This window comes from Verrucosispora sp. SN26_14.1 (genome assembly GCF_004307965.1).
GTDB lineage: Bacteria > Actinomycetota > Actinomycetes > Mycobacteriales > Micromonosporaceae > Micromonospora.
In genome coordinates this window covers 1-5,405 of the sequence record NZ_SISL01000397.1, presented here as the reverse complement: position 1 = coordinate 5,405, position 5,405 = coordinate 1, and the positions used below count along the sequence as shown (strand labels likewise).

At 73.2% G+C, this 5,405-nt stretch carries 6 protein-coding genes; 4 read left to right on the top strand and 2 right to left on the bottom strand.

Annotated elements, in window-relative coordinates; genetic code table 11:
* Nucleotides 1–77: 77 nt before the first annotated feature.
* Both xseA and EYA84_RS25305 read left to right on the top strand, forming a co-directional pair.
* Entirely contained in the window at nucleotides 78–1,328 is a 1,251-nt protein-coding gene (gene xseA, locus EYA84_RS25310) for an exodeoxyribonuclease VII large subunit (RefSeq protein WP_131056002.1), read from the top strand.
* Nucleotides 1,329–1,359: 31 nt separating this feature from the next.
* A complete protein-coding gene (locus tag EYA84_RS25305) occupies nucleotides 1,360–1,581 on the top strand; it encodes an exodeoxyribonuclease VII small subunit (protein ID WP_131056000.1) in 222 nt (73 codons plus the stop codon).
* Between the two features lie 81 nt (nucleotides 1,582–1,662).
* On the opposite strand, the gene EYA84_RS25300 is transcribed toward EYA84_RS25305, so the two are convergent.
* Nucleotides 1,663–2,496: a hypothetical protein gene (locus EYA84_RS25300; RefSeq protein ID WP_131055998.1), complete on the bottom strand. Its 834-nt coding sequence runs from the start codon at nucleotides 2,494–2,496 to the stop codon at nucleotides 1,663–1,665.
* A 94-nt stretch (nucleotides 2,497–2,590) separates the two neighbouring features.
* On the bottom strand, nucleotides 2,591–3,253 hold the full coding sequence (locus tag EYA84_RS25295; protein WP_131055996.1) for a DUF4245 domain-containing protein: 663 nt from the start codon (nucleotides 3,251–3,253) through the stop codon (nucleotides 2,591–2,593).
* A 148-nt stretch (nucleotides 3,254–3,401) separates the two neighbouring features.
* Here EYA84_RS25295 and glpX point away from each other — a divergent pair, with 148 nt between their 5' ends.
* Nucleotides 3,402–4,433: a class II fructose-bisphosphatase gene (gene glpX, locus EYA84_RS25290; protein ID WP_131055994.1), complete on the top strand. Its 1,032-nt coding sequence runs from the start codon at nucleotides 3,402–3,404 to the stop codon at nucleotides 4,431–4,433.
* 29 nt (nucleotides 4,434–4,462) lie between these two features.
* Nucleotides 4,463–5,405: DMT family transporter (locus EYA84_RS25285; RefSeq protein ID WP_236145955.1), on the top strand; the 943-nt coding region annotated here is incomplete at its 3' end.

Genomic DNA, 5,405 nt, shown 5'->3' with positions numbered 1-5,405 from the left:
CCCCGCCGCCGACCCCGTCGGCCGCCGCCCCGGTCGTGATCAGCGAGGCGGTCGGTGGGTGGGCTTAGGGTGGGCGGGTGAGTACGGGTGGGACGGCGACCGGGAGCGGGACGGCTGCCGGCACAGGGGCCAGCACAGCGGAGGAGCCGTGGCCGGTGCGCGTGGTCAGTCAGAAGATCGGCGCCTGGGTGGCGCGCCTGGGCTGGGTCTGGGTCGACGGGCAGGTGGCGCAGATCAGCCGGCGGCCCGGCGCCAGCACCGTGTTCCTCACGTTGCGTGACCCGTCGGCGGATCTGAGCCTGACCGTCACCACCAACCGCGACGTGCTCGACACCGGCGCGCCGGAGCTGCGCGAGGGCGCCCGCGTCGTGCTGCACGCCAAGCCGGAGTTCTACGCCGCCCGGGGCACGCTCAGCCTGCGGGCCGACGAGATCCGGCAGGTGGGTCTCGGTGAGCTGCTGGCACGGTTGGAGAAGCTCAAGAAGCTGCTCGCCGCCGAGGGGCTGTTCGACCGGGCCCGCAAGCGCCGGCCGCCGTTCCTGCCGCAGCGGATCGGGCTGATCACCGGCCGGGCCAGCGCCGCCGAGCGGGACGTGCTCACCAACGCCCGTCGCCGCTGGCCGGCGGTGGAGTTCCGGACGGTGAACGTGGCCGTGCAGGGCCCCGGTGCCGTGCCGCAGATCGTCGACGCGCTCAAGGTGCTGGACGGCGACCCGAGCATCGATGTGATCATCCTGGCCCGGGGCGGTGGCGGCATCGAGGACCTGCTGCCCTTCTCCGACGAGGCCCTCTGCCGGGCGGTGTTCGCCTGCCGTACGCCGGTGGTCAGCGCGATCGGCCACGAGACGGACGCGCCGCTGGTCGACTACGTGGCCGACGTCCGCGCGTCGACCCCGACCGACGCGGCCAAGCGGGTGGTGCCCGACCTGGCCGAGGAGGTACGCCTGATCGGGCAGGCCCGCCACCGGCTGCGGCGCGCGGTGCACCACCTGGTCGACCGCGAGTCGCACCGGATCGAGGCGCTGCGCTCCCGTCCGGCGCTGGCCCGCCCGCAGGTGATGGTGGAGCAGCGGGCCGGTGACCTGGCCGCCCTGCGCCAGCGGGCCGTGCGCTGCCTGGACCACCGCATCGCCGCCGCCGACGACGACCTCCGGCACACCCTGGCCCGGCTGCGCGCGCTCTCACCGGCCGCCACCCTGGACCGGGGGTACGCCATCGTGCAGCGCGCCGACGGCCACGTGGTCCGCGCCGCCGGCGACGTGGCACCCGGTGACCCGCTGCGGGTACGCGTCGCCGACGGCGAACTGTCGGCCACCGTGAACCCCTGACCTGTCGGCCCTGTTGTGGGAGAGGCAAGCGATGACTGACGAGAAGACCGACGGGTCGGACGAGCGGCTCAGCTACGAACAGGCTCGTGCCGAACTGGCGTCGGTGGTGGAGCGGCTGGAGGCCGGCGGGACGTCGCTGGAGGAGTCGTTGGCCCTGTGGGAGCGCGGTGAGGCGTTGGCGGTGATCTGCCAGAGTCGCCTCGACGGCGCCCGTGCCCGGATCGACGCCGCCCGCCAGGAGTCGACGACCTGACGCCTGGACGTACCCCGGACACGACGCGGCGGGAGCCGGAAGGCTCCCGCCGCGTCTCGTCGCCGCCCCGCGAGGGACCGCTTACTTGAACAGGTTGTACAACTCCGGCGGCGCCTCGACGACCTGGTCGGCCGGGGGCTTCTGCGCGGCGGTCGCGTTGCCGTAGTCGCTGTACGTCATCTTGATCTCCTGGCCGGCGGCGGCCCCCGTCGGCGGCATCCGCAGCACCAGTTCGGTGAGGCGGCCCTGCGCGTCGGTGGTGGCGGTGAAGGGCACCGCGTTGGCCTCCGGGCCGAGCGCGGTGACCACGCCCTGGTCCAGCGAGCCGGCCTCGGCGGCCTTGGAGACGTCGATGGTGCCGGAGAAGGTGCCGTCACCGGTGCGCTGCACCTCGGTGACCGCCTGGGTGAGCGCGGCGCTCCCGGCCGGGTCGACCTTGTCGAAGTCGAAGCCGAGGTTGCGGTCTCCCTGGATCCGGCTCTGGTCGAGGTGCTGGAACTTGCCGAGGTTCAGCCGGTCGAGGCCGGGCACGCTGGTCGCGGCGCCGCCCTTGAGGTCCACCTTGACCCAGCTGTCCGGCTTGGCGTGGATCAGGTCGAGGCTGATCGCCAGGTCGTCGGTCGGCTCGCCCAGGCGTACCCGGATCTCGGCGCTCTGGCTCGGCTGGTGCACCTGGCCCTCGGCGACCGAGCCGACGCCGGACATGGTGAACCGGAAGTTGCCGTTGCTGATCTCCTTGGTCGAGTCCAGCAGCGCCTGCTTGGCCTCGGAGTCCGCGGCGGGTGCGCCGGAGCCGGTGGCGGACGGTGTGGCGGTGGTGGTGGGCGCGGTGTCACCGGAGGTTGTGCAGGCGGCGACTCCAGGCGTGAGCAAGGCGGCGGCCATGAGACCGGCGCTCAGTCTGCGAATGGTCATCGGTGTCTCCCAGCGGTCACCCGACGCTTCCCGCGCCGGTGGCTCGCCTCTCCTGTTCCCTGCCGACGCCGCCCGCAATCACCACGAAGCAGGCTCAGTCGACGGCGGTGGCCATCTCGCGCAGTTCGTTGTCCCGGGCGTCCCCGACGACGATCACGGTCCGCTCCGGTTCGAGCAACACCAATGCCTGCTCGTTGCCCCGCCCGGTGTACCGCTGCCAGGCGCCCGACCCGAGGTCGGCCTGCCCCTGCGGTCGCCCCTGCTCGGTCAGCTCGGTGGGCAGCAGCCGCTCCGGTGGCACGTTGCTCTGCACGAGTTGCAGACCACGCCCCTCGGGAGTGAGATAGCCCACCCGCAGGGTCGCGCCCTCCTCCGTGGTCCGGTACGCCGCACGTACGGTCTTCCACCCGTCGGGCAGCCCGGACGGCTCGGAGACCGGGAAGGCGGCGGCCGAGCGCGCCTGATCGAAGGCGGGGGTCGGGTTCACCGTGCTCGGCGCGTCCCCACCGAGGAAGCCCCGGGAGAAGGCGATCAGCAGGGCGATCGGGACCAGCAGCACCAGCAGCGAGATGGCCATGTCGCGGGGTCTGCGCTCGGAGCGTCCCGGGGCGGTCTCGGCCGCCGGTTCCCCGGCGGTCCGCGTCGGCTCCGGCCGGTCCTCGGGTACGTCCGGTCCGGCGGCCCGGTCGACGGTCGGCTGCTCGGCCGTCGACGGCTGGTCTGCGGTTGCGCGGTCGGCAGGCTGTGCGGGTTCCACCGGGCCATTCTCGCAGCCGCCCGACCGGCGGTATCCGGCCCATCACCGCCCCGCCCCGGTCGCGGGTCCGCCATCGTGTGAGGATCAGGAACGAAGCCGGCAGGACCCGGCCCGGTCAACCCCGCACCGCCGCGAGGAGGAGCCGTTCATGACGACCGCCAGGACGCGTACCCCACAGAACCTCGACCGCAACATCGCCCTCGACCTGGTCCGGGTGACCGAGGCCGCGGCGATGGCCGCCGGTCGCTGGGTCGGCCGGGGTGACAAGGAGGGCGGCGACGGCGCCGCCGTCGACGCCATGCGCAAGCTGATCAACTCGATCCCGATGAAGGGTGTCGTGGTGATCGGCGAGGGCGAGAAGGACAACGCCCCGATGCTCTTCAACGGCGAGGAGGTCGGCGACGGCACCGGCCCGGAGGTGGACGTCGCGGTCGACCCGATCGACGGCACCACGCTGATGAGCAAGGGCATGCCGAACGCGCTCGCGGTGCTGGCGGTCGCCGAACGGGGTGCGATGTTCGACCCGAGCGCCGTGTTCTACATGGAGAAGCTCGCGGTCGGCCCGGCGTACGCGGACGTGGTCGACATCAACGCCGGGGTGGCCGACAACCTGCGCCGCATCGCCAAGGTCAAGGGCACCGGCCTCGACGAGGTGACGGTCTGCGTACTCGACCGCTCCCGGCACGACGGGCTGGTGGAGGAGATCCGGCGTACCGGGGCGGGCATCCGGTTCATCTCCGACGGCGACATCGCCGGTGTCATCGCCGCCGCCCGGGGCGAGTCCGACGTCGACGTGCTGATGGGCATCGGCGGCACCCCGGAGGGGATCACCGCCGCCTGCGCGCTCAAGTGCATGGGCGGGATGATGCAGGCCAAGCTCTGGCCACGCGACGACGCCGAGCGGGAGAAGGCGCTCGCCGCCGGGCACGACCTGGACCGGGTGCTCACCACCGACGACCTGGTCACCGGGGACAACTGCTTCTTCGTGGCGACCGGTGTCACCTCCGGTGACCTGCTGAAGGGTGTGCGCTACCGCTCGGGTGGGGCGTACACGCAGTCGATCGTGATGCGGTCCAAGAGCGGCACGATCCGGGTGATCGACTCGTTCCACAAGTTGGAGAAGCTGGCGCTCTATTCGGCGGTGGACTTCGACGGCCGCCCCCTGGACCAACAGGCTTGAGTCAGGGCGCGACGGCGACCGGGCCGACGGTGTCGGCCGGTCGGCGGGCCGGTGCCGTGGCGCTGGGAGCCGTCGCCGGGGTCGCCGTCGCCACCCAGTCGCGGATCAACGGCGAGCTGGGCGTACGGCTCGACGACGGGGTCGCCGCCGCGTTGGTCTCGTTCGGCCTGGGGCTGCTGGTGCTGGTGGTGCTCGGCGTCGCCACCGGGAACGGGCGTCGGGGCCTGACCGCGCTGCGCGCCGCGCTCGGCACCGGCAGGTTGCGGCTCTGGCAGTGCCTCGGCGGGGTCTGCGGAGCGTTCCTCGTCTTCACCCAGAGCGCCACCGTCGGTACGCTCGGCGTCGCCGTGTTCACCGTGGCGGTGGTCGCCGGACAGTCCGGCAGCAGTCTCGTCGTGGACCGGGCCGGGGTCGGCCCGAGCGGGCCGCAGCCGGTGACCCTCGCCCGGCTCGCCGGTGCGGTCCTCACCGTGGCCGCGGTGCTGTTGGCCGTCGGAGATCGGCTGGCCGAACCGGCCACCATCGGTCTGGCCCTGCTGCCGCTGCTGGCCGGCGTCGGGGTGGCCTGGCAGCAGGCGGTGAACGGGCGGGTCCGCGAGGCCACCCGGAGCACGGTGACCGCCACGCTGGTCAACTTCGCCGTCGGTACGGCCGCCCTGCTGGCCGTCTTCGTGGTCAGCCTCGCCGTACGCGGTGTGCCCGCCGGTGACCTGCCCGCCGAGCCGTGGCTCTATCTGGGCGGGCCGATCGGGGTGACCTTCATCGCGGTGGCGGCGGCGGTGGTCCGCCTCACCGGCGTGCTGCTGCTCGGCCTGGCCACCGTCGCCGGTCAGGTCGTCGGCGCGGTGCTGCTGGACGTGCTGCTTCCCTCCGCGCAGACCCGCCCGGCGACGAGTACGGTGCTCGGCGCGGCGCTGACGCTGGTGGCGGTGGCGGTCGCCGCGCTCGGTGGCCGGATCCTGTCTCTGATAC